The organism is Hymenobacter pini (genome assembly GCF_020421205.1).
GTDB classification, from domain to species: domain Bacteria; phylum Bacteroidota; class Bacteroidia; order Cytophagales; family Hymenobacteraceae; genus Hymenobacter; species Hymenobacter pini.
This window is the reverse complement of the sequence record NZ_JAIZZH010000003.1, coordinates 277604-301088: the sequence shown is the minus strand read 5'-3', so window position 1 is coordinate 301088 and position 23485 is coordinate 277604. Positions and strand designations below refer to the sequence as shown.

Here is a 23485-nt window from a genome sequence, read left to right as displayed (position 1 = left end):
GAAGCGGGGGAAAGGAAAATTGGAAAAACGGTGCTTTTTCCGTATTCTGATAGATAAAAGGAATAACTTGCCTGAGTTAAATTTGGAACGATAGCAGGACCGTATTGGCTAAAATTATATTCGTGAAAAGTATATTTGGTCTTAGAGTGATAACAGGCGCGCGGCGGCGGCAAATTATTGGCCTGTTGTTGCTTGCGGTGGTTCTGGGGTTGTCGAGTTGTATTGAGCCATACGAGCCGAAAGTGGAAGGACAGACCGCCGGATTGCTGGTGGTAGACGGGTTCATCAACAGTGACGGGGTGAGCACCATCCGGCTCTCACGCACAGCGGGCCTGAGTCAGAAAGTTGCTTCGCAGGCGGAGACTAGAGCCAAGATGTTCATTGAACTGGCCAACGGACCACGCTACTCCCTGACGGAAACAGGAACAGGCACCTACACCTCGGGGGCACTGCACCTGCCCGCAGGCGTGCTGGTCCGGCTGCGCTTCACTACGGCCACGGGCCGGGAGTATGCTTCCAATCAGACAACCATCCTGCTCACGCCCGCCATCGACTCGCTGACGTGGCGCACGCGCAACGACCGGCTGTACGTGTATGCCAATACCCACGAACTCGGCAACCAGGCCCGCTACTACCGCTGGAGCTTCGGCGAAACGTGGGAGTTTACCTCGCAGTTTGTGTCGGGGCTGGAGTACAAAAACGGCCGCATTGTATCCCGAAACGAGAACATCTATCGGTGCTGGGCCTCTGAGGCACCCACCAAGATTGTGCTGGGCAACACGCTACGTTTAAACCAGAACATTATCTCAGAGCAGATCATTACGCAGCTGCCCGATACGAGCGTGAAGCTGCGCACACTGTATAGCACCCTGGTAAAGCAATACGCGCTAACGGCGGAGGAATATACCTACTGGGAAGCTTTGCGCAAGAATACGGAAATTGTGGGCGGACTCTATGACCCACTGCCTACCCAGCTCACCGGCAACGTATACTGCCTGACGGACGATGCCGAGCCAGTGCTGGGCTTTGTAGGCGCGCAATCAGTGCAGGAAAAGCGCCTGTTTATCAGCCGGAGCCAGCTGCCCCCCGGCTGGCCCTACGTGACCGGCTACGAAAAATGCGTGCTGTACGATATCCCGACGTTTCCGGACCCTAACCCGCCAACGCTGGAACAAATCATTGATTTTTTCAGGCAAGGGCCCGCCATTCCGGTTGCCCCTTCACTAACGGGGTATTATTACTCAACAGCCGAGTGCGTAGATTGCCGAAAAAGAGGCACTAATGTGAAACCGAGCTTCTGGCCTTAGTTAATCGTATTTCAAAGGCCAGTGCATAATAGTGGAGCTAACGCTACGAGGTCATTTTTACTGAATTGATGAAACTCTTACAAGTATATTTCACGTGCGGTTGGATTATGCTGCTGCTGTCACTTGCCAGTTGCGTTGATTCCTATGAGCCGAAAGTAGATGGCCCAACTGCCGGCTTACTGGTAGTGGATGGGGGAATCAACACGAATGGCATCACTACCATCCGCCTTTCGCGCTCCATGGGACTGACGCAAAAGGGCAACCCCGTAGCTGAAACCAAGGCCAAAGTGTTTATTGAAGTGGCCGACGGCCAGCGCTACTCGCTGGTGGAAACGGCGGCCGGTACGTACACTTCCCCAACACTACGCTTGCCAGTAGGTGCGCAGACCCGCTTACGGTTTACTACGGCTGGGGGCCGGGAGTACGCCTCTGACCAGACCACCATTTTGCTTACGCCCGCCATCGACTCCTTGACGTGGCGCACGCGCAATGACCGGCTGTACGTGTACGCTAATGCGCACGATGCTACCGGCCAAGTGCGCTACTACCGCTGGAGTTTTGATGAAACCTGGGAGTTTACGGCCCGCTACCGTTCCGATTTCATCTACCGCAATAATACTATCGTAAACCGAACCCTCGACGAGAATATTTATAACTGCTGGGGCTCAGAGCTGCCATCCAAAATTGTGCTGGGCAACTCGCTACGGCTGAATCAGAACATTATTTCGGAGCAGCCAATCGTGGAGATTTGGGGCGATTCGCCCAAGCTGCAGCTGCAGTACAGCACGCTGGTAAAGCAATATGCCCTAACGGCAGAGGAATACGCCTATTGGGAAGACCTGCGCAAGAACACAGAAATAGTGGGGGGGCTCTACGACCCCTTGCCGAGCCAGCTCACGGGCAACGTGCACTGCCTGTCCAACGAAACGGAGCCCGTGTTGGGGTTTGTGGGGGCACAATCGGTAGTGGAACAGCGCCTGTTCATCAAGCGCAGCGAAATGCCCGCCGGTTTCCCGCGGGGGACCGGCTACGGCTTTTGTGACATTTTCGTGATACCGCAACCCGACGACCCAGATCCGCCCACCTACGCGCAGATTATGGAGTTCTTTGAAAAAAGCGGGGCAGTACCCTTATCCAAAGGCCCTGGTTTTTATGATTATGCCTCACCCGAATGCGCCGACTGCCGCACCAAGGGTACAAACAAGCGGCCCAGCTTCTGGCCTCGGTAGGGTCAAGATTAGAGTTTATGCAGTTGACTATCAGTGGTTTATATGTAGTAAAGTGATGCGGTTGGAATGATATGGTGAATAATAGGTGTATTGTTAATATAATGTGCCTAACCGTGTCAGCCATGCTGGGTGGCTGCATTGATCCTTACACGCCAGAGGTACAGCGCCAGCCTGGCCGCCTGTTGGTAGTGGATGGCGCTATCAATAGCAAAGGCATAAGCGTGGTTCGGCTGTCGTATGCAATGGCAGTGAGCCAGAAGGGAAACCCGGTACCCGAAACAAAAGCCCGCGTCTTTATTGAGGAGGCAGAGGGGGCTCGGTATCCTCTCTCAGAAACTAGTGTTGGCACGTATACCTCAGCTGCGCTTCAACTCGCTGCGGGCAAACAAGTACGCCTGCATTTTACCACCGCTACCCAGCGGGACTATATATCGGACTATACCACGGTAAAAGATACGCCGCCAATTGACTCTATATCGTGGGCCATCAGGAACCGAAAGCTGAATGTGTACGCCAACACGCACGATGCCAGCAACCTGAGCCAGTACTTCCGGTGGACGTACGTGGAAACCTGGGAATTCACTTCAGCCTTTCAGTCGGTTATCGAGTACAAGAGCGGGAGCATTGTGCCCCGTCGTGACGATGTGTACCATTGCTGGGGTACCGAGGCTCCCAGCACCATTGTATTGGGCAGCACCACTCGGCTGGCGCAAAACAGGGTTTCCGAACAAGTCATTTCGCAACTACCAGACGCCTCGCCCAAGGTGCGCATTCAGTACAGTATTTTAGTAAAGCAATACGCACTGACCCCGGAAGAATACGCCTATTGGGAACAGATGCGCAAGAATACCGAGAGCATCGGTAGTCTGTTTGATGCTTTGCCCTCCCAACTTACCGGGAATGTACACTGTCAGACGGAGCCGGCTGAACAGGTGTTGGGGTTTGTAGGGGCACAGTCAGTAGAAGAGAAGCGTATTTTTATTGAGCGGCAGCAGCTTCCCGCTGATTGGCCTTACGTAACTGGGTATGAAGGCTGTTTCCTGGACACCATACCGCGCAAAAACCAGCAAGCGCCACCTCTGGTATCTATTCTGGAGTTTTTCCGGGCTGGCAATGCTGTGCCCGTGACGTACGGTGGGGGGTATATCTGTTTTCTACCGCTGATTGTGTAGACTGCCGCCGACGGGGTAGTAATGTGAAACCTAGCTTTTGGCCTTAGCAGCAGCTACCTGCGCCAGTGCTGCTGGGAAGGGAATGCAAATGAAAGCATGTATAGTAACAAGTATATTCCGTTATGATCTTATTAATACGTCTGATTTAACTAATATGTATCGTGCTGTTGCTAACCGCTTGCCTGGAGCCTTATGTGCCGGAGGTCATACAAGCACCGCACGCGTACTTGGTAGTTGAGGGTAGCATTAACAGCCGGGGTAGCAGTACTATTCGGCTATCCAGAGCAATCAGCCTCAGCACTGTTACCTCGCCTCCCGCCGAAACCAAGGCTACCGTATTTATTGAAGAGGAAGGAGGTATGCGCTACCCACTTACGGAGAAAAAAGCCGGCACCTATACCTCGGCGGTGCTATCCTTGAATGCTGGGCGCCGGGTGCGGCTGCGCGTAGCAACAGCTGCGCAGCAGGAGTATGTTTCTGACTTTACCCAAGTCATCGTTACTCCGGTCATTGATTCTATCACTTGGAAGCCAACGGGGCACGGTCTGCAAATTGCTGCCAATGCCCACGATGATACCGATCAGCTCAAATATTTCCGGTGGGAGTATGAAGAAACATGGGAATTTGCCACACCATTTTATTCAACAGTTCGATATGATAGTATTAAGCACCGGGTAGTTGATAGAACTAAAAGCATTAACAAGTGTTGGCAAACAAAAGTGTCTACTAATATACTGTTGGCTACCACCGCTAAACTCGGAAGAAGCCAGATATCTGAAGCGCCTATACTATTGTTGCCGCGAACATCCGATAAACTATACAAAAGATACAGTATTCTGGTTAAGCAGTATGCAATGACAAAAGAGGAGTATAATTATTGGGTTGGGCTACAAAAAAACACCCAGAATATCGGAACCCTATTCGACCCGCTTCCAAGTCAAATTGCCGGCAATATGCATAGTGTGCATAACCCTGAAGAAGTGGTGCTAGGGTTCATATCCTGTCAGTCGGTCACTGAGAAACGCATATTTGCAGATCGAGCGAAATTGCCGTACGATTGGCCCTATGTGAGCGGATATGAACTGTGCATGGCAGATACGTTGCCTAAAAAGAATGATTATAGAATGACCAGTAATAGGGAGCTGTTTCAATTATTCGAGAATGTAAATTACATTATTCCAATAGAGCGGCTGAAAGTAGCCAAGATAAATGGCAGAGATACTATCTATTATTATTCTTTCTCAACGGCTGATTGTGTTGATTGTCGCACCAGAGGTGTACTTAAGAAACCAATTTTTTGGTAGTAAATAAATATTGTATAAAACAGTAGATCTATGAAATATGCTGCCCTAATATATACTGGAGTTATGCTGGGGCTTATACTCAGCGTAAGCAGTTGCGTGGAGCCGTATGCGCCGGAAGTAATTCAGGCAGCAAATAATTATTTGGTCGTAGAAGGCAGCATTAATAGCCGAGGTGTTACCACCATTCGGCTCTCGCGTTCGGTCAATTTAGCCAATACCAGTGCCCCACCGGCTGAGAGCAAGGCCAAGGTTTTTATTGAGCAGGAAGCTGGCGGACAATATCCCTTGCGGGAAGGAAAGGTGGGCACCTACACCTCCGCCGACCTAACGCTGGCGGCGGGCCAACGGGTACGCCTGCACCTGACTACGGCTGGCGGGCGGGAGTACACCTCCGAATTTGTGTCGGCACTGGTTACCCCGGCCATTGATTCAGTCACGTGGAAGCCCACTGCCCGGGGACTGCAAATTGCGGCTAACGCGCACGACGATGCTAATCAGACGGATTTCTACCGCTGGGACTACGAGGAAACCTGGGAGTTTACCACGCGCTACGTTTCTAAAGTAGAGTACAAAAACGGGAAGATGGTTGACCGCCTAGAAGACATCAACCGATGCTGGACGACGCAGGCATCGACCAACGTGGTGTTGAATACGGCAGAAAAACTTTCCCAAAGCGTCATTTCGCAAGCTCCAATAGTGCTGCTGCCGCGCGATACCCCCAAGCTCTACTACAAATACAGCATTTTGGTGCGGCAGTACGCTCTGGGCAAGAACGAATACGCTTACTGGGATGCCCTGCGCAAAAACACGCAAAATTTGGGCACCCTCTTCGACCCGCAGCCTACGCAGCTTACCGGTAATGTACACAACGTGTCCAACCCTGAGGAGGTAGTACTGGGCTTTGTGGGGGCGCAGTCGGTGGCCGAAAAGCGACTCATCATTGCCCGCAATCAGTTACCCTTCGACTGGCCTTACGTGACTGGCTACGAGCATTGCGTGGACATTGACACTATTCCCCGGCCCTCAGAAGATCCAATGGACTGGCCAACACCAGAAGAAGTACTGGCATTTTTTAAGTCGGGGCACCCGGTAGCACTCGAAGAATTGCATTTCCCTGCGCTGGACCCCCGGCCGTTCTACGTTTTTTCGTCGGTTGACTGTGTGGATTGCCGGACGCGCGGGGTGAAAACCAAGCCAGCCTACTGGTAAGCATCTATGGGCTGAATGGCCTATGTTACCTTAGAGACATAGAATAGGCAGCAGTTATTATCAACCTTCTGCATCTGAATAGTATGTCAAAGTTTATACCCAAGTATATTTCTTATTGCGGAGCAGCGCTTCTGCTTAGTATAAGCGGGTGCATCGATTCATATTCGCCCAGCGTGCCCGAAAACCAGAGTAATTTTTTGGTAGTGGATGGGGGCATCAACAGCCAGGGTGTTACCACCATTCGGCTGAGCCGCACAATGAGCCTGGCCAGCAAAAAACAAGCACCGGTTGAATCCAAGGCCCGCATGTTTATTGAGCAGGCCGATGGCCAGCGGTACCCGCTTACGGAAAGCGCAAGCGGCACCTATACATCCGCGTCGCTCTTGCTGCCGGCCGAAAAGCTGGTGCGGTTACGCTTTACTACGGCCAGTGGCCGGGAATACGCCTCCGATTACACGGCCGCTAAGTACACCCCGCCCATTGACTCAGTTTCGTGGCGGGTGAGGCCGGATGGGGTACAGGTGTACGTGAATACCCACGACGATGTGCACCTCGCCCGCTACTACCGGTGGTCGTTCGACGAAACCTGGGAGTTTACTTCAATTGCTCGCTCTACGCTCGAGTACAAGGACGATAGTTTGGTCTACCGGAACGAGAATATCTATAACTGCTGGGGCTCCGAGGCGCCTTCTACAATTCTGTTGGGTAACACGCTGAAACTGTCGCGCGACGTCATTTTTGAGCAGCCCGTACGGCTGCTGCCCCAAAACTCAACCAAGCTGCGGTATAAGTATAGTACGCTAGTCAAACAGTATGCTCTTACGGTAGAGGAGTACAACTATTGGGAAGCGTTACGCAAAAACACCGAAACCCTGGGTACGCTAACGGACCCTATGCCCACGCAGCTTACCGGCAACGTGCACAACGTGCTAAACGCGGAAGAAATAGTCATTGGATTTGTTGGTGCCCAATCGGTGCAACAACAGCGCTTATTTGTTAGCCGAGCCCAACTCCCCGACGAGTGGAAGTTTCTGACAGGCTACGAAGGGTGTGAGGTGTTTGTATTGCCGATACCCTTTTCTAACCCCGTGTCGCATACCAAAGCGGAGTTAATGGACGTATTCAAGCGTGGAGATGCTATTCCGATTTTAGAAATTCTGGACCCACCGCCCGGCTATGCCTCTTGGAGTTATTTCGTTGCAATTCCAGAATGCGCTGACTGCCGTAAGCGGGGTACCAATGTCAGGCCTCCATTCTGGCGTTAAACCGGTTATAGATTTTCGAACTCAAGCTGCAAAGCGCAGCCCATGCAGTTGCCGGGAAGGCGCGACAAGCCAAGCATTGCTGGCTCCAATGCACTTGGTTCCCTCAGAAGGTGGCGGCGGAAGATGGGCTTATAGTCATTCGCCGCAGCCTTTCTCATGCCGGTTCAGAGTGGAAACGAAACGGAATCTGTAATAGCTGAGCAAAACAGTCTGTAACTGAGCTATATTTGGTTACTTGTAGCTCATTGCTCGTAGTTTATGCATCAGCGGTATACACTTGTTATTATCCTTGCCCTGTTAGGCGGTATTAGTTGGCTCGCCGGTTGCGTGGAGCCCTACGCCCCCAAAACCCTAACGGCCCCCAATAACTACCTGGTGGTAGATGGCCGAATTAACAGCCCAGGGACAACTACCATTCAGCTTACCCGCTCCATCAACATTGCCGACAAGAAGGCAACACCCGTGGAGAGCCGGGCCAAGGTTTTTATTGAGGTAGAAAACGGAGCCCGATACCCGTTGACAGAAGGTGTGCCCGGAACTTACACCTCCGGCTACTTGCGGTTTGATGCCGGCAAGCGTGTGCGGTTGCGCTTCACTACAGCCGCGCAGCGCGACTATGCTTCCGACTACACGGAAATAAAGAATACACCAGCCATTGACGCCGTGAGTTGGGAGGTGGTGCAACAGGGTGCTAACCCAGGGGTGCGGCTGTTTGTGGATACGCACGATGAAACGGGCGCGGCCCGCTACTACCGTTGGGAATATGAGGAAACGTGGGCGTTTACCTCCTCGCACCGCTCATACTACAAGTATGAGAATAAGAAAATTGTGCCGCGCACGGAGGATATCTACCACTGCTGGGGCAACGAGCCATCTTCGGCAATCAAGCTGTTTAGCACCCTTAAGCTACAGCAGGACCGGGTAAGCCACTATCAGCTGCTGGCGTTGCCTAGCACGTCCAAAAAGCTGCAGAATAAGTACAGCATTCTGGTGAAGCAGTATGCCCTTACAGCGGAGGAGTACGCCTATTGGGACCAGCTGCGAAAGAATACCGAAACGCTGGGCACCCTGTATGACCCGCTGCCCTCCCAGTCCGTCGGGAATATACACTGCCTTACTGACCCCGATGAGCCCGTGCTGGGCTTTGTAGGGGCCCAGTCGATGACGCAACAGCGGATTTTTATTGACTACGGGCAGCTGCCACGCACCTGGGTGTACATAACCGGCTACGAGTCGTGCTTCCCGGCAGGCCAAATGCCACTCGATAAAGGCGAGTACCCGAAAAATACTTACCCGACGCCTGAGCAGGTAATTGATTTCTTCCGGGGAGGGTTATTCATTCCTATTGAAGACCTCCAACAGGACCCGGACTCCAAGGACCGAATCTATACCTATCAATCGGCTGACTGCGTGGATTGTCGCCGACGTGGGTCCAACATCAAGCCTTCGTTCTGGCCATAATCAGAGAGAAGGACCAGCTTTAATGCTTGGAAAATCTGATTCAGCAAAAAGGCCAGCCCTGACAAGGGCTGGCCTTTTTGCTGAATCATGTTGTGGGGAGGTTACTTACCGGCTTCCACCACCAGCACTTCGCCAATTTTTACCGAAGGCTCGGCTTTGTCATTCCACTGCTGGAGCTGGGCGGGCGTAGTGTGGTAGTGGCGGGCAATGCTGAACAGGGTTTCACCCTTTTGCACAGTGTGGCGCTGCCCCAATGAGCCGGTTTTTTCGGCTGCCACCGTAGGCTTGCCAGAAGGCGTTACCGGTTTAGATGCGGCCGGAACAAGGCTGTTTGTGTTCGGCTGAACCTTGGATTTCGCGGCGACTGGTGCGGTGGGCATCGTGATGGTACCCATCGGAGCCGCCGTAGGCGCTTTAGCTGCCACAGGCTTAGCCGTGCCCATAAAACCGGAGGCGTGCAACCGCTCGGCGGCAGCCTGCAGCTCGGGTGTTTTGGCCGCACGGGCATCGAAGCCCTTGTACTGCGGGCTACGCAGCAAGGTGTTAAGCTCCACTTGCCAGGGCTGCTGGCGCAGGCGCTGGGCCAGCAACTGCTGTTGCTCGCGGGGCAGGCTGGCGGTGTAGTGGCTCAGGCGCTGATTGAGCACTGGAATATCTACCAACGCCGCGTCAATCAGCTGCACAGCCTTGGTATCGTTCGACTCGAAATAAATAGCCCGCAGCCGCCGCACGCTGGTTTCCACCAACCCCGACATAACCCGCACGGAATCTTCGGAAAGCGCGGGAGCTACAGTAACGGGTTGCCCGGCGGTTTGCTGAGCCTGGGCGGCGAAGGATGCCAGGGTGCCTGCCGCTACAAGCAACGAAGAAGCAAAAAGGAAGCGCATGAAGAATGAGCCAGAAAGAAAGCGTAAGCGAATAGAGACTAATTGGCGGGCTTGATAAGCAGTACCTCCCCGGGCTTCACTGAGAAGTCGGGCTTGTTGTTCCACTCCATAATCTGCTTAATGGTGACGCCGTACTTGCGCGACACGCTGTACATCGTTTCGCCGGTTTGCACCGTGTGGCGAATGGCTGCCGGCGCGGTAGCTGGGGCGGGAGCGGGTGTGGCGGGCTTGGCAGCAGTCGGGGCCGGCTTGGCGGGTACCGGAACGGCAGCCGGGGTAGCAGCCGTGTCAGGGGCTGTTACGCGCAACACTTGCCCGATGCGTAGGGCCGGCTGTTGGGGGAGGTTGTTCCACAGCACGATATCAGCCGGGCGCAAACCGTAGCGGCGAGCTACGGAGTACAGGTTTTCCTTGGGCTGAACGGTGTGCAGACCGTTGGCGGGCACTGGCTCTACAGTGGTTGTAGGTGCTACCGGGTTGGGCAAAGCTGTAGCTGCTTGCCGTGGGTTGGGGGCAGAAACCGGTGTTGACGCCGGTACAGGCTTGGGTGCCGGGGCCGGCGACGCCGGTGTCACTCGTGGAGCTGGAGCAGGTGCTACGGGGCGGAGGGCTGGCTCCGGGGCAGGCTCAGCATCGGCAGGCTCGTCGGCAATGGGAGCCGATGCGGGCAAGGGCTTTTTAGGTAGGGGAGCCGCGGGTTTAGGGGCCGGGGTAACGGCAGGCGTAGTGGCCGGACGAGCGGGTGCCGGGGGCAACTCATTCAGATTTTCCGTGTGCTCGTCGGTGGCGCTGTCGGGCTGTACGACTGTGGTAGACGTTTCATCTTCCACGGCATCCTCCAAAATGCGGTTGGAGTTGGCGGTGCCGCCCATGTAAGGCTCCGCTTCGTCCTGTTTCTTTTTCTTCTCGGGTTGCTTGGCGGGTTGCGGGGCCGGCGCGGCGGTATTGGTCGGCTTTTCGAAAGCTGCCAGCGCGCCGGGGTTGGTACCGTCGGCGTATTCAATGGCTACATTTTTTGGCCGGGTGTGCTGCAGCCACAGCACGCGGCCGGGGCGCAGCTCCTCGTTGCGGGCCATGCGGTTCTTGCTCCAGATAGCTTTGGCCCGGATGCCGTACTTCTGCGACACCGTTACCACACTCTCGCCAGTTTGCGCCACGTGGTACTCCACGGCGGCTTTGTCGCGCTTCTTCTGCACGAAGTAGGGCTGGCCGGCCACAATATTGTCGAAGGGAAACAGGTCGTTGAACTGCATGAACTTGCGCAGCTTCACGCCCGCCCGTTTGGCTAAGCCTTCTTTGGTATCGCCGGGCAGCGCAACCACGGCCTTCAGGCCGTTCACGCGCACAAAGTCAGCGTTTTCGGGGTCGGGCTGGGGTTTGTTGAGGAGCTGACCGGCGGTGGCGTTTTTTTGCTGCGCGGCCAAGGCGGTGAGCTGCACGGGGTCGGTGATGGGCACCAGCATGGTATAGATGCGGTCCGTGGGCACGGCCGGAGCCAGCAGCCAGCGGTTGTACTTCAGCAGATCGTCGGGGTTCTGCTGCATAGCCTGGGCCATAACAGCCAGGGGCTGCCCGGCCGGGGCCGGAAACTCCTGAAACAGCAGTGGGGGCTTGGTATTGAGGCCGATGGCCGGCTCAAAGGCAATTTTGTGGGCCAGGAAAGTGAGAATGTACGGGTGCGTCTGCTCCGAAATTTCCATTTCCGCAGCTCCGGCATCAGTCGGCAAAGTATAGGGCTTAGTGCCCGTGAGGCCCAGGTTGTAGCTGAGCAGCGTATTTACCCAGTTGCGGAACACCTTGTTGCTGCGCAGCAGGTACTGGGCCGCCGCCTTCGAGGAAGCCGTAATGTGCTTTCGCTCGTCAATAGCTTCGTTCATCAGCAGCCCAAAGTCCTGGGCCGATTCCCGCTTGAACTGCCAGTAGCCCACGGCATCGTGAATACTCTGGGCATCTCCCTGCAGGCCACTTTCCTGCAAGGCCAGAAAGTGGAAGTCCAGCGGCAGGCCTTCCTGCTGAAATACCCGGTCGATAAGCGGGAAGTAGGCATCGGCCAGCACCACGTGGGCCTGAAAGGAGGCAGGATGGCGGCGCAGGGCATCTACTTTTTGCTGGAGGGCAGTGCGGCCTCCATCCGTGAGGCGCAGGCGCAGGCCCGCCACACTTAGCTGAGCCGGTACTGGCACGGTTTGGGCCGCTACCCACAGTGGCAGCAGCAGCAATACCAGTAGTACAATTCGTTTCATAAGCGGGAAAAAGCAACCACGCGGAGCCCTCGTGTGCGCTGATTTGCTTGGCCGACTCCGTTAGCTTACAAAATAGCGTAAAAAAAGCCGGTGAATCGGCCTCTCTGCCTCAAATCCAACAGAATGGTAGAATACTACTGCCGCAGCCTGTAAAGCAAAACAGCAGGTTCCCATCCTAAAGTGAGGATAGAAACCTGCTGTTTTGCTTTTGAATGAGCTTCTACATACCACCACCGGGGGGCGGGCCGAAACCACCGGGGGGCGGGCCTCCACCGGGCTGGCCGAAACTGCCGGGGCCACGCCGCTCAGGGCGGCCTTCTTCGGAGCCGGGCAGGGCATCACCACGGCCCCCGCCCGCAAAGCTGCGGATGTTGTAAGTGAACATCAGCATAAAGTAGCGCTGCAGGATATTGGTCTGCACGTCCTCGGTGTAGGCGGCAGCAATATTGCGCTGAATGCTGTTGTTCTGGCCCAGCAAGTCAAAGCCGTACAACTTGATTTCAGCCTGCTGCTTCTGGCCCAGTTTTTTGCCTACCGAGGCATTCCAGAGCACAAAGTTGCGGTTGTAGCCCGCCGAGAGGCCCTGGTACAGCTGGTGGTTCACATCCGACTGCACCGTAAGGCCCTTCATAATAATCCAGCTGAAGCGCAAAGCCGTGTTCTGGCGGAAATACTGGCTGTTGAGCTGCTGGCGCAAGGTATTGCGCACGTAGCTCTGGCTGGAGTTGCTACTGAGCGTAAAATCCAGTTGCGGGCTGATGTTGCTGCTCAAGGCCACGCCCAGTCCGGCCGTGGGGGTGCGGCTGTAGTTCAGCTCCCCGAACACTAGGCCCGGCGTTTGGGAGTAGGTGCCGCTGGCGTTCAGGTTCAGGTTGGATTTCATGAACGTGAGCGGTAGGCTATAATTCACGAAGGAGCGCAGGGTGTACTGCTGGTTCAGGTTGACGGGCCGCGTGAGCTGGCCCCCGGCCGGAATAGTGATGTTGTCCACCGTAATGGGGGCGGTGCCGGCGTAAATGGTGTTGTTGGTGATGTAATTGTTGACGTAGGAGCCGCCCAGCAGCGCAAAGAAGGAGCGCGACTTCTCGGGCACCGCCGCTGAGTAGCGCACAAACACGTTGTGGCGGGTTTCCTGGCGCAGGTTGGGGTTGCCAGTGGTCAGTTGGAGCGGGTTGGAGTTGTTCACCACTTCCTGCAGCTGGCTGATGCCGGGCGGGTTGGTATTGGCTCGGTAGTTCAGGCGCAGGTTTTGCTGCCGCGAGAAGTTGTAGCGCAGCTGGGCGTTGGGCAGCACATTCACAAACGTGCGGCGCGTGAGGCCGGGCCGAGGAAACTCCTGGTCGGAGCGGAGCTGGGCGCTCTGCAGGGCTGCCCCCACCGACCACTGCAACTCCCGCGTCTGGAAGCGGTAGGTTACTTCGCCGGAGTTGGTGAGGTAGCGGCTCTTAAATACGCTGCTGAGCGTGTCGTTCAGGATACTGTACTGCTGCTCTCCGGGCGAGAAGTTGTAGGTGCGCTTGTCGGAGCTGTTGGGCGTGTAATTAAGCGAGTAGGCTAGCTGCAGAATACTTTTCTGGCCCAGCGGCTCGGTGTAGTTGGCGTTGCCGCTCCAGGCCCAGCCCGTCTGGGTCAGCTCCGAATACTGGTTCAGGCCGGTGGTAAGGGGCTGGCCATTGCGGTAGTAGGTAGTGCTCGACAACAGATTATTGTCGCCGTTTTTGTCGTTGTAGGTGGTATTCACGCCCAGCGAGAAGGTGCGGCCCCGGCGCTGAAAGCGGTGCCGGTACAGCAGTTGGTTAGCCGCGGTAATGCCCGTAAGGGCCGAGCGGAAGGTGCTGTTGTTAGCGCCTTGGTCGGTGTTGGATGCATTGGGGCTTACCAGAAACGTGTTGCCATTGAGCAGGCTGTTGCCGGTGTTGCGCTGCACCGAAAGGCTGGGCCGCCACAACAGAGAGTTTAAAGAGTCAAACTTGTGCTCCAGGCGCAGATTGAAGCGGTTGTTGATGTTACGGCTGGTGTTCAACGACAGCTCGTTGTAGCGCAAATCCTGGGTTTGGCCGGCCGGGGCCACGTAGCGGCGCAGCAGATTGGTGCGGCTGGTATTGTCGCTCAGGTTGAAGAAGTAGCTGGCCTGCACATCGGTTTTGGTACCCCAGGTATCGGAGTAGTTTATGCCGAGGGCGTGGGTTTTGCTGATGCCGCCCTGCTGGCTCACCAGGAAGTCGCCGGCATTGTTGCCGCCCCCTCCGCCGCCGAAGTTACCGCCGCCCCCGCCTACGCGGCCGCCGCCCTGGCCCCGCTGGCCCTGGCCGCCCCCGCCACCCTGGCGCGAAGAGCCCACTACGCCCAGCAAATCCTCGGTGCCGAAGTTCTGCTCGTTCACGTTGTTGCTCTGGGCCACTAGGCTCAGGCGCTGCTTGCCTTTGAACACGTTCACGTTGCCGCTCAGGCGGTACCGGTCGTCCTGGGGGCCGTAGCCGGCCAGCACCCGCCCAAACTTGCCGTTGCGGAAGCTGGGCTTAGTGACGATGTTGATGGTTTTCTGCTGGTTGCCGTCGTCGAAGCCGGTGAACTGGCTCTGGTCCGAGGACCGGTCGTACACCTGAATTTTATCGATAACCTCGGCCGGAATGTTCTTGAGCACGGCGTCGGGGTCGTTGCCGAAAAACTCCTTGCCATCCACCAGCACCCGTTGCACCTGCTCGCCCTGGGCCTGCACCTTACCGGTACCGGGGTCTACGGTTACGCCAGGCATTTTGGTGATGAGGTCTTGGGCGTTGGCGTCGGGGTTGGTTTTGTAGGAGCCGGCGTTGAACTGGGCCGTGTCGCCCTTCTGCACAGCGGCGGCGGCTTTGCCTACCACTTCCACGCCCTTCAGGACAATGCCGCCCCCGGCTTGCAGCGAAAGGCTGCCCAGATTAAGCGGGGCGCTGGTTACCTCCACCGTGCGCCGCAGGTTCTGGTAGCCCAGAAAGGAAACGGTGAGGACGTAGCGCCCGGCGGGTACGCTGGGCACCGTAAACGAGCCGTCGGCATCCACGGCCGCGCCTCGCTTGGTGGAGTCTGGTATCTGGGTGAGCAGCACGTTGGCCCCAATCAAGGGTGATTGGTCTTTGGCATCCAGCACCCGGCCGCTTACCGTGGTGGTCTGGGCCTGGGCTGTGCCGGCCAACGTGGCCAATAGCAACAGTAATAAGAGGAAAGGTCGGAACATGCGTCGAAAAGGATAGACTACAGCTGCAATAGACGCAAAACCGGCGGCGGCGTTTAGCTTTCCGACCTTCCAAGCCCGGAAAAAACCGACGAATCCCGAAGATTCATCCTCCTAACCAGCTGCTTTTACCGCTTGCGCACCAGCAATAAACCGTCGCGCAGGGGCAAAAACACGTTTTCCACTCGTTCATCCGCCTGCACTTTATCGTTGAAAGCCCGCACCGCAATAGTGTCTTTATCTGACGGCTTTATGGGGTAATCGTCCAGGGCCTTGCCGCCCCACAGCACGTTGTCAATCAGCAGAAACCCGCCGGGCCGCACCTGCGGCAGCACCAGCTCGTAATAGGTGTCGTTGTTAATTTTGTCGGCGTCGATGAACACCAAATCCCATGTTTCGGCCAGGGTGGGCACAATTTCCCGAGCATTGCCAATGTGCAGTTGAATGCGGCTTTCCTCGCCAGCCTCCCGCACGTAGCGCCGGATGCGGGCTTCCAGCTCGGGGTTCTGCTCCACGGCGTGCAACACGCCGTCCGCCACCATTCCCTCAGCCAGGCACAGCGCTGAGTACCCCGTAAACGTACCCAACTCCAGCACCCGGCGTGGCCGCACCATATGGCTCAACATACTCAGCAGCCGGCCTTGGGCATGTCCGCTCAGCATGCGGGCGTGTAGCAGCTGCACGTGCGTTTCCCGGTTCAGGCGGGCTAGCAGCGGGCTTTCGGGAGTGGTGTGGCGGTCGGCGTAGAGTTGAGCGTCGTCGGGGGAGTACATCGGGCAAAGGTAAAACAGTAGCTCCGAGCAACGCGAGGAATCTGGAATTGACGCTGTTCAGCAAGTTGTAAGAATAAACGGGCCGTCATGCTTCGCCTCCCACTCTACATGACGTGGTTTTACTTCGTAAACAGATTTAGGATAAGCCTAGTCTTTCAAGTAAAGGAAAGGAGGCTTTATAGTCGCCCAACCACACAAAACAACAATACCGTGAGGGCTATGTACGCTACGATATGCCAGCCTGAAAAGGAAGGGATATCAGTATTATACAGATAGTAAGACCGGGCCCCAGGGCAGTAGCGGAAGGCTAGAAAAAGAGCATCGGCAGGCGGCAGCAGCCAAAAAAAATACTGGAACAGCTCCTTTGGATACGGGTAGGCACGATGCACCAGAATTGCCAGCGTTAATTCATTCAGGAATAGAAATCCAGAAAGTATAAACACAATACTCAGCAGCCTGGGGCGGCGCTGGTATAGCGCCACAAACAGCGCATCCAAGTATTTCATATAGCAGTCTGAAACGGTACCAACCGAAACTTCCACACGAAGAAGCCCGATTTACCCGGCTCGTACGCTGCTCCTGTCACTTGATACAGGCCTTCATACCGATAGCCACTGCCGGTTTCGTCGTTGATTTTCCGAAATACCCGTACTGGCCGGCCGGTTTCCTGGCTGCGACGCAGCATCACGTTACGGCCGGTCATTTCCTGGTGGGTGGTCTGCCGACCAGTACGCGGGTTGCGGCCGCCGCTGCCGGAGTAGATAATGACGGCTTCCTGAAAATCGTCGTCCTCGTACTGGTCGGCCAAGATAATAGATTCGGCCCCATCGGCCTCCGAGCCACTCACGCCCGCCCGACTGGGTCGGTGCAGGCCCGCCCTGCTCAGCGCCAACCGGTTTTCCAGCACGTCGCCGGGCCGGTAGTAGCTGATGTGGCCGAAAACGGGCATACGCAGTAGTAATATGTCATTGCTTCGGCTCCGCCTCGCAATGACGGGCGCTATTTCACCTTTTTGACCTTCTCTTCTGGCAGGTACTGCAGCACGCTCAAATTATCCTCGCAGAGAATTTCATTCGCCAGTTCCAGCAGTTGCGGGGCCGTAATGCGGCGCACCTGGTCGAAGATTTCGTTGATGCTTTCCACCCGGCCAATATCGAGGGTGCTTTTGGCCAGCAGCTGCATGAGGCCACCGTTGCTTTCCTCGGCCATGGCCAGTTGGCCCATTAGCTGCTCCTTGGAGGTGTGCAGCTGGGAGGTGCCCAGGGCCTGCTCCCGCAGCCGCTTCAACTCCTTCTGTACCAGGAAAATGGTGCGGTTTACCTGCTTCTTCTCGGTGCCGAAGTAAATGCCAAACAGCCCCGTATCGGTGTAGGGTGAGTAGGTGGCGTCGATGGTGTACACGAGGCCGTACTTCTCGCGCACGGCCAGGTTGAGGCGGGAATTCATGCCGGGGCCGCCCAGCAGGTTGCTCAGCAGAAAGAACGGAATCCGCCGCTCGTCGTGCAAGGCGTAGGCCGGGCCACCGATGAGGCAGTGGGCCTGCGTGATGGGCTTACGCTCCACGCGCTCCAGCCGCTGGTAGCCACCAAACGGCACCCGGGGGCGGGCACCCAGCTTGGCCGGCAGCGGGGCCAGAAACTTATCGGCCAGCCGCTTCACCTCCTTAAACGGCAGGTTGCTCACCGAGCTGAACACCAGCCGGTCGGTGCGCACATTTTCGCGCAGGAAAGCGTAAAAATCAGCCTGCTGGAAGCCAGACACACTTTCGCGGGTGCCCAGAATGTTGTGGCCCAGGGTGTGGCGGGCAAATACCACGTCGTCGAAGTCGTCGATGATGGCGTCTTCGGGGGCGTCGTGGTACATGGCCATTTCTTCCAGAATCACCCCGCGCTCCTTCTCTATTTCCTTTTCCGGAAAAACGGAGTTGAACGTCAGGTCCGTCAGCAGCTCGAAGGCCCGCTCAAAGTGGGTGCTGAGCAAGGAGGCGTAGAAGCAGATTTTCTCCTTGGTAGTATAAGCATTCAGCTCCCCACCCACGGTTTCGAGGCGGTTGAGGATGTGGAAGCTCTTGCGCTTTTCGGTGCCTTTGAAGGCCATGTGCTCCCAGAAGTGCGCCAGCCCCAGCTGGTGGGGCTTTTCGTCGCGGGAGCCAATGTCCAGCAGGAAGCCGCAGTGCGCAATTTTGGTGTGCGGAACGTATTTATGCAGAACCCGGATGCCGTTGGGCAACTCGTACAGGTCGTAATCGGACATTTTATGGGGACTTAGGGACTTGGGGGCGTAGGGACTTGGTGGAGGTGCCAAGCACTGCCCCGGCCCTGTATAACCACGCCACCCGGCAGGTAGTTGCAAAGGTACGCACGGTAGACGGGTGAATAGCAGAATGAATGAACGTCATTGCGAGGCATGCACATGCCTCGCAATGACGGTTACCGGTGCTCCGCCTCGGCCAGCACGGCTAGCAGTTGCTGGGTGCGGATGCCGTGGGCGCAGCGGAAATGGCCCAGCGGACATTTGCGGTAGCCGTGCAGCCCGCAGGGGCGGCATTCCATGTCCTCCTCAATTTCCACGATGCGCGAAAAAGGACTTAGCGGCCCGAAGCCAAAAAACGGCACCGTGGAGCAGTACACCGCGCACACCGGCGCGCCCACCGCTGAGCACAGATGCATGGGGGCTGAGTCGTTCACGTAATTCAGCACCGCCCCGCGCATCAGCGCCGCCGAGGCCAGCAACGACAACTTGCCCGAGAGGTTGATAACGCCTGGCCGCTGGGTGCGCTCCAACAGCTGCTGGCAAGCGGCCGTATCGGGCGGGCCACCCAATAGAAATACGGTGTACTGGGGTGGCAGGGCCGCCAGTAGCTTCAACCATTCTTCCTCCGGAAACTGCTTGGTAAACCACACCGAAGTGGGCGCAATACAGATATAGGGCCGGCCATTGGCCAGGCGGCTGGCTTCGGCCGCGGCGGCTTCGTCCTGCGGAGTGGGGTAGAGGCGGGGCGGCACTACGGGCCCCTCGTAGGCGGGGTTGAGCAGGTGCAGGTTGCGGGATACCTCGTGCAGACCGGCTGCCACCATGTGCGGCACGGCCCGCGTAAACCGGAACGAAAACGGGTTTTTATCGAAGCCAATGCGCTCCGGCGCGCCCGAAAAGGCCGTCAGGAAACCCGTGCTGGCGAAGCGCTGCAGCGTAACCACGCGGCCGTATTTCGTCTGCCGGATACCCTGCAGCAACTGCCAAAGGCCGCCGTACTTATTGGTCTTCTTATCCCAGATAAGCACCCGTCGCACGTGCGGGTGGCCTTTAATCAGCCCTTCGTTGCCCTTGCGCACCAGAAAATCCACGGGCGTATCGGGCTCCGTGCGGTGCAGATACTCCAGCAGCGCCGTGGCCAGAATCACGTCGCCGATGAAGGCGGTCTGAATCAGCAGGATGGCGGATGGGGCGGTGGTTTCGGGCATAGTGCAATATCAGGCTACAAAGATACCGGTTCAGCGCAGGCTTGCCACCTTTTCGTCTAATTAGCGGTGTCAATTCGGCTGCGCGGGGTGGGAGGGGCGCTTCAGCCAAACCAGTTGCCGGAAGCCGCGCGCTTCTGCCTAACTTGCCCCGGCCGCTTCGGCGGCTCTCACTGGTTTCCGTTTGTGCCACCCATTTTGCTTTCCGCCCATGCGCTACGGCTCTATTTCGCCCGACTTGTTTATTGAAAACCGCCGCCGCTTCCGCGAGCAGCTGCCGGCCGCTTCGTTGGCCATCTTCCACTCCAACGACATCATGCCGACCAACGCCGACGGCACGATGGCCTTCCGCCAGAACAACGACCTGTTCTACCTCTCCGGCGTTGATCAGGAGGAGAGCATCCTGGTACTCTTCCCCGATGCCGTGCTGCCCCAGTACCGCGAAATCCTGTTCCTGAAAGAAACCAGTGAGCATATCCTAGTGTGGGAAGGCTACAAGCTCACCAAGGACGAAGCGCGCCAGCAGTCGGGCATTCCTACCATCATGTGGCTGGACTCCTTTAAGAGCGTGCTGCCAGCCCTCATGAACGAGGCCGAAAACGTGTACCTCAACTCCAATGAGCACATCAGGGCCGTGGTGGAGGTAGAAACCCGCGACGCCCGCTTTATTAAGTGGATGAAGGAGGCGTACCCCTTGCACCAGTACCGCCGCGTGGCCCGCATCATGCACCAGCTGCGCGCCATCAAGAGCCAAGAGGAAATCCGGCTGATGCAGCGCGCCGCCGACATCACCGAAAAGGCGTTCCGTCGCCTGCTGGGCTTCGTGAAGCCGGGCGTGATGGAATACGAAATCGAAGCCGAAATCTTCCACGAGTTCCTGCGCAACGCTTCGCGGGGCCCGGCCTACGGCAGCATCATTGCCAGCGGGGCCAACGCCTGCATCCTGCACTACGTGAGCAACGACCGTGAATGCAAGGACGGCGACGTGCTGCTGCTGGACTTCGGGGCCGAATACGCCAACTACGCCGCCGACCTCTCGCGCTCCATTCCGGTGAACGGCAAATTCACGCCCCGCCAGCGCGAGGTGTATGAGGCCGTGCTCAATGTAATGAAGTTTGCTACGGCCCGACTGGTGCCCGGCGGCAATATTGAGGAGTACCACGCCGCTGTGGGCCAGCACATGGAACAGCAACTCATCAAGCTGGGCTTGCTGAATGAGCAGGACGTGCGTAACCAGGACCCCACCGCTCCGCTCTACAAAAAGTACTTCATGCACGGCACCTCGCACTACCTGGGCCTCGATGTGCACGACGTGGGCTTCAAGTACCGCACCTTCGAGCCGGGCATGGTGTACACCGTGGAGCCAGGCATTTATATCCGCGAAGAAGGCCTGGGCATCCGCCTCGAAAACGATATTCTCATCACCAAAGCCGGCAACGAGGACCTGATGAAGAACATCCCCCTGGAAGCCGACGATATTGAGCGCCTGATGCAGCAGCGCTAAGCTGCACAATTGGCATTAAATCTTCCAAAAGCCCCGCTGTTTCACCGGAAGCAGTGAGGCTTTTGGATTTTTTTTTAGCCTCTCGCTCCAGTTTTTTGGCTGCCGCCGACGGCACCGTTATGTGCCGGAAATTATAGCGCTAAGCAAGTATATAACGTATTGAATATGTAATAATTGCACGTTGGAAGCCTGCGTGCAAAACGCGCCGTTGAGGAGCTTGGGACAACTTTATTTTGGCTGTGCGGGTATAGGCGGTTAGTTCGGAGCAAGGCTGGTAAATGGCCTTCAGCTTCCACCCAAGCCATTTCTTCCACCTAATTTCGCCCTCATGAGACACCTTTTAGCAACTTCAACGGCCCTGGGTCTGACGCTTCTGGCGGCGGCCCCGCGGGCGCAGGCCCAGACGGCCGACCGGAAGACGGCCATCGGCCTCAACGTAAGCGCCATGCAGTACAAGGGCAATTTTGGCTCTGACTTCTGGAAGTGGGGCGAAAACAAATACGCGCCGGGCATTACCTTCAGCCGCTACCTCTCGCAGGGCGTGGATCTGCAGCTGAGCGGTAACTACGTAGAGTTTAAGAAGACGGCTCCTAACACAGGGCCCTACTTCGGTAGCAACTTCGCCACCAATGTGGTGAACGTGAATCTGGGCCTGAAATTCAAGCTTTTCAAGGATGAGTCGCGGGTGCGGCCCTACCTGCTGGCTGCCCCGGGCTGGACCTACACCAGCCGTGAGGGCACCATCAACCGCAACGGCCAAGCCCTGCGCACCGACGAGGACAAGAGCTACTTCGACCTGTTCGGCGCCGCTGGTATTGATTTCCGCCTGGGCGATGCCGTGACCCTGTTCGTGCAGACCGGCCAGCACATTCCGCTGAACGCTAACATTGATGGTGACCCCAACCGGGACTCCAACAAGTTTGACGACCGGTTCCTGCAGCACACCGTGGGTCTGAACTTTGCCTTGGGCAAAGCCAAGGATACCGACGGTGACGGTGTGCCGGACCGCAAAGACAAATGCCCCGATACGCCCAGCGGCGTGGCCGTGGATGAAAACGGTTGCCCGCTCGACGGCGACAAAGACGGGGTGCCAGATTACCAGGATCAGTGCCCCACCGAGGCTGGTACCGCTGCTATGCAGGGCTGCCCCGACCGGGACAACGACGGTGTAGCTGACAAAGACGACCAGTGCCCTGACCAGGCTGGCCTGCCCGCTCTGCGTGGCTGCCCCGATGCCGACGGTGACGGCGTAGCTGATAAAGACGACAAGTGCCCCGACACCCCGCGCGGTACGCAAGTGGATGCCAACGGCTGCCCGCTGGTAACCGACGCTGACGGTGACGGTATTCCGGACTCGGCCGATAAGTGCCCTGATACCCCGAAAGGCGCGAAGGTAGATGCCAACGGCTGCCCCATGGAAATTGATCCGGGCGTGCGTAAACTGGAGCAACCCATCCGCTTCGAGACTAACAGCACCGTTATCAAGCGCACCTCGTACGGCACGCTCGACAAGATGGTAAAAGCGCTGCAGGAGCACCCCGAGTACAGCCTGCGCGTAATTGGCCACGCTGACTCCCGTGGTACCGACGAGTACAACCAGGGCCTCTCGGAGCGCCGCGCTGGTTCGGTGAAACGGTACTTCACTGGCAAGCAGGTTGACCCCGCCCGCATCGTAACCGAAGGCCGTGGCGAATCGGAGCCTGCTGCCCCGAACACGTCGGCGGCCGGTATGTCGCAGAACCGCCGCGTAGAATTCAAGTTCGAGTTCTTCATTCCCTCGGCACCCCAGCCCTAAGCGGCCGGAGTAACTCACCCCAAAAAGCGGCGTACCATGTGGTGCGCCGCTTTTTTTACTCACTCTCTACCCGTATTTTCTCATGAAACTCAAAACCTCCTCTTTTTTGCTGGCTGTGGTGTTGATGCTGCTGGCGGGCTGCCGGGCCAGCGGACCCGGTACGCCGGCCCGCACCGTAGCCGAGTTCTTTAATAAGTATGAAAACCGCCCCGGCTTTAAGGCCACCGACTGGAATGCCGGGCTGGCCACGCGGTTTGTGCTGGGTCGCATTGCCAAAATTGGGGGCGACAATGATATCAGCCAGGCGCTGACGTCTATTCGCACGGCCCGTATTATCACCTTCACGCCCACCAACAGCACCGCCCGCGACTTGGTAACAGAAGGCCTGCCCCGGGAGGTAGATGGTTTGCTAGCCAATGAGCGGTACACGCCCCTAGCCACCGTCAACTCCGATATGCCCAACCAGCTGCGCTACTCCGTGCGCGAGCAGGGCGGCAAAATCACCGAGCTGGTGGCCGTAGGTAAGCAGGAAACCACGGATTCCTTTGTGCTGATGGCCATTTCGGGCAGCTTTACCCGTGAGCAGGTTACGGCGCTGAGCAAGGTGCTGCCCAACGTAATCAGCGGGGTAAACTGATGCCTCAGAGCTGTATAAAAAGCAAAAGAG

18 protein-coding genes are annotated in these 23485 nt (G+C 56.9%); 10 read left to right on the top strand and 8 right to left on the bottom strand.

Features of this window, described 5'->3' with window-relative positions; all coding sequences use genetic code 11:
• Positions 1 to 122: 122 nt before the first annotated feature.
• From LF252_RS12590 to LF252_RS12560, 7 genes are all read left to right on the top strand, one after another.
• On the top strand, positions 123 to 1307 hold the full coding sequence (locus LF252_RS12590) for a DUF4249 domain-containing protein (RefSeq protein ID WP_317197854.1): 1185 nt from the start codon (positions 123 to 125) through the stop codon (positions 1305 to 1307).
• Positions 1308 to 1375: 68 nt separating this feature from the next.
• Positions 1376 to 2536 (top strand): DUF4249 domain-containing protein, encoded by a 1161-nt coding sequence (locus LF252_RS12585; RefSeq protein WP_226269947.1) that lies wholly within the window; start codon positions 1376 to 1378, stop codon positions 2534 to 2536.
• Between the two features lie 71 nt (positions 2537 to 2607).
• Positions 2608 to 3708, top strand: coding sequence for a DUF4249 domain-containing protein (locus LF252_RS12580; protein ID WP_317197853.1), 1101 nt, complete (start codon positions 2608 to 2610; stop codon positions 3706 to 3708).
• A 161-nt stretch (positions 3709 to 3869) separates the two neighbouring features.
• Entirely contained in the window at positions 3870 to 5012 is a 1143-nt protein-coding gene (locus LF252_RS12575; RefSeq protein ID WP_226269946.1) for a DUF4249 domain-containing protein, read from the top strand.
• 30 nt (positions 5013 to 5042) lie between these two features.
• Entirely contained in the window at positions 5043 to 6221 is a 1179-nt protein-coding gene (locus tag LF252_RS12570; RefSeq protein WP_317197852.1) for a DUF4249 domain-containing protein, read from the top strand.
• Between the two features lie 83 nt (positions 6222 to 6304).
• On the top strand, positions 6305 to 7486 hold the full coding sequence (locus LF252_RS12565) for a DUF4249 domain-containing protein (RefSeq protein WP_226269944.1): 1182 nt from the start codon (positions 6305 to 6307) through the stop codon (positions 7484 to 7486).
• A gap of 327 nt (positions 7487 to 7813) precedes the next feature.
• Positions 7814 to 8947, top strand: a complete 1134-nt coding sequence (locus tag LF252_RS12560; protein WP_226269943.1) for a DUF4249 domain-containing protein — start codon at positions 7814 to 7816, stop codon at positions 8945 to 8947.
• 101 nt (positions 8948 to 9048) lie between these two features.
• On the opposite strand, the gene LF252_RS12555 is transcribed toward LF252_RS12560, so the two are convergent.
• The 8 genes from LF252_RS12555 to LF252_RS12520 all read right to left on the bottom strand — a co-directional run bounded on the left by LF252_RS12555 (position 9049) and on the right by LF252_RS12520 (position 19522).
• The gene (locus tag LF252_RS12555; protein WP_226269942.1) at positions 9049 to 9834 is read right to left on the bottom strand and encodes a LysM peptidoglycan-binding domain-containing protein; all 786 of its coding nucleotides are present in this window, start codon (positions 9832 to 9834) and stop codon (positions 9049 to 9051) included.
• Between the two features lie 38 nt (positions 9835 to 9872).
• Positions 9873 to 12077 (bottom strand): LysM peptidoglycan-binding domain-containing protein, encoded by a 2205-nt coding sequence (locus tag LF252_RS12550; protein ID WP_226269941.1) that lies wholly within the window; start codon positions 12075 to 12077, stop codon positions 9873 to 9875.
• A 220-nt stretch (positions 12078 to 12297) separates the two neighbouring features.
• Positions 12298 to 15291 carry a TonB-dependent receptor gene (locus tag LF252_RS12545; RefSeq protein ID WP_226269940.1) on the bottom strand — a complete coding sequence of 998 codons (2994 nt, stop codon included), beginning with the start codon at positions 15289 to 15291 and terminating at the stop codon, positions 12298 to 12300.
• Between the two features lie 125 nt (positions 15292 to 15416).
• Positions 15417 to 16061, bottom strand: coding sequence for an O-methyltransferase (locus LF252_RS12540; RefSeq protein ID WP_226269939.1), 645 nt, complete (start codon positions 16059 to 16061; stop codon positions 15417 to 15419).
• Between the two features lie 176 nt (positions 16062 to 16237).
• Positions 16238 to 16567, bottom strand: a complete 330-nt coding sequence (locus LF252_RS12535) for a hypothetical protein (RefSeq protein ID WP_226269938.1) — start codon at positions 16565 to 16567, stop codon at positions 16238 to 16240.
• Entirely contained in the window at positions 16564 to 17010 is a 447-nt protein-coding gene (locus LF252_RS12530) for a YDG/SRA domain-containing protein (protein WP_226269937.1), read from the bottom strand. The genes LF252_RS12535 and LF252_RS12530 overlap by 4 nt, the downstream gene beginning before the upstream one ends.
• Before the next feature lie 50 nt (positions 17011 to 17060).
• The gene (locus LF252_RS12525) at positions 17061 to 18314 is read right to left on the bottom strand and encodes a M16 family metallopeptidase (RefSeq protein ID WP_226269936.1); all 1254 of its coding nucleotides are present in this window, start codon (positions 18312 to 18314) and stop codon (positions 17061 to 17063) included.
• Between the two features lie 176 nt (positions 18315 to 18490).
• A complete protein-coding gene (locus LF252_RS12520) occupies positions 18491 to 19522 on the bottom strand; it encodes a glycosyltransferase family 9 protein (protein ID WP_226269935.1) in 1032 nt (343 codons plus the stop codon).
• A 208-nt stretch (positions 19523 to 19730) separates the two neighbouring features.
• Between LF252_RS12520 and LF252_RS12515 the strand changes: the two genes are divergently transcribed.
• The 3 genes from LF252_RS12515 to LF252_RS12495 all read left to right on the top strand — a co-directional run bounded on the left by LF252_RS12515 (position 19731) and on the right by LF252_RS12495 (position 23455).
• The gene (locus LF252_RS12515) at positions 19731 to 21023 is read left to right on the top strand and encodes an aminopeptidase P N-terminal domain-containing protein (protein WP_226269934.1); all 1293 of its coding nucleotides are present in this window, start codon (positions 19731 to 19733) and stop codon (positions 21021 to 21023) included.
• Positions 21024 to 21351: 328 nt separating this feature from the next.
• The gene (locus LF252_RS23040) at positions 21352 to 22818 is read left to right on the top strand and encodes an OmpA family protein (RefSeq protein WP_317197851.1); all 1467 of its coding nucleotides are present in this window, start codon (positions 21352 to 21354) and stop codon (positions 22816 to 22818) included.
• Positions 22819 to 22900: 82 nt separating this feature from the next.
• Positions 22901 to 23455, top strand: coding sequence for a DUF4252 domain-containing protein (locus tag LF252_RS12495; protein ID WP_226269933.1), 555 nt, complete (start codon positions 22901 to 22903; stop codon positions 23453 to 23455).
• The last annotated feature ends 30 nt before the right edge of the window (positions 23456 to 23485 follow it).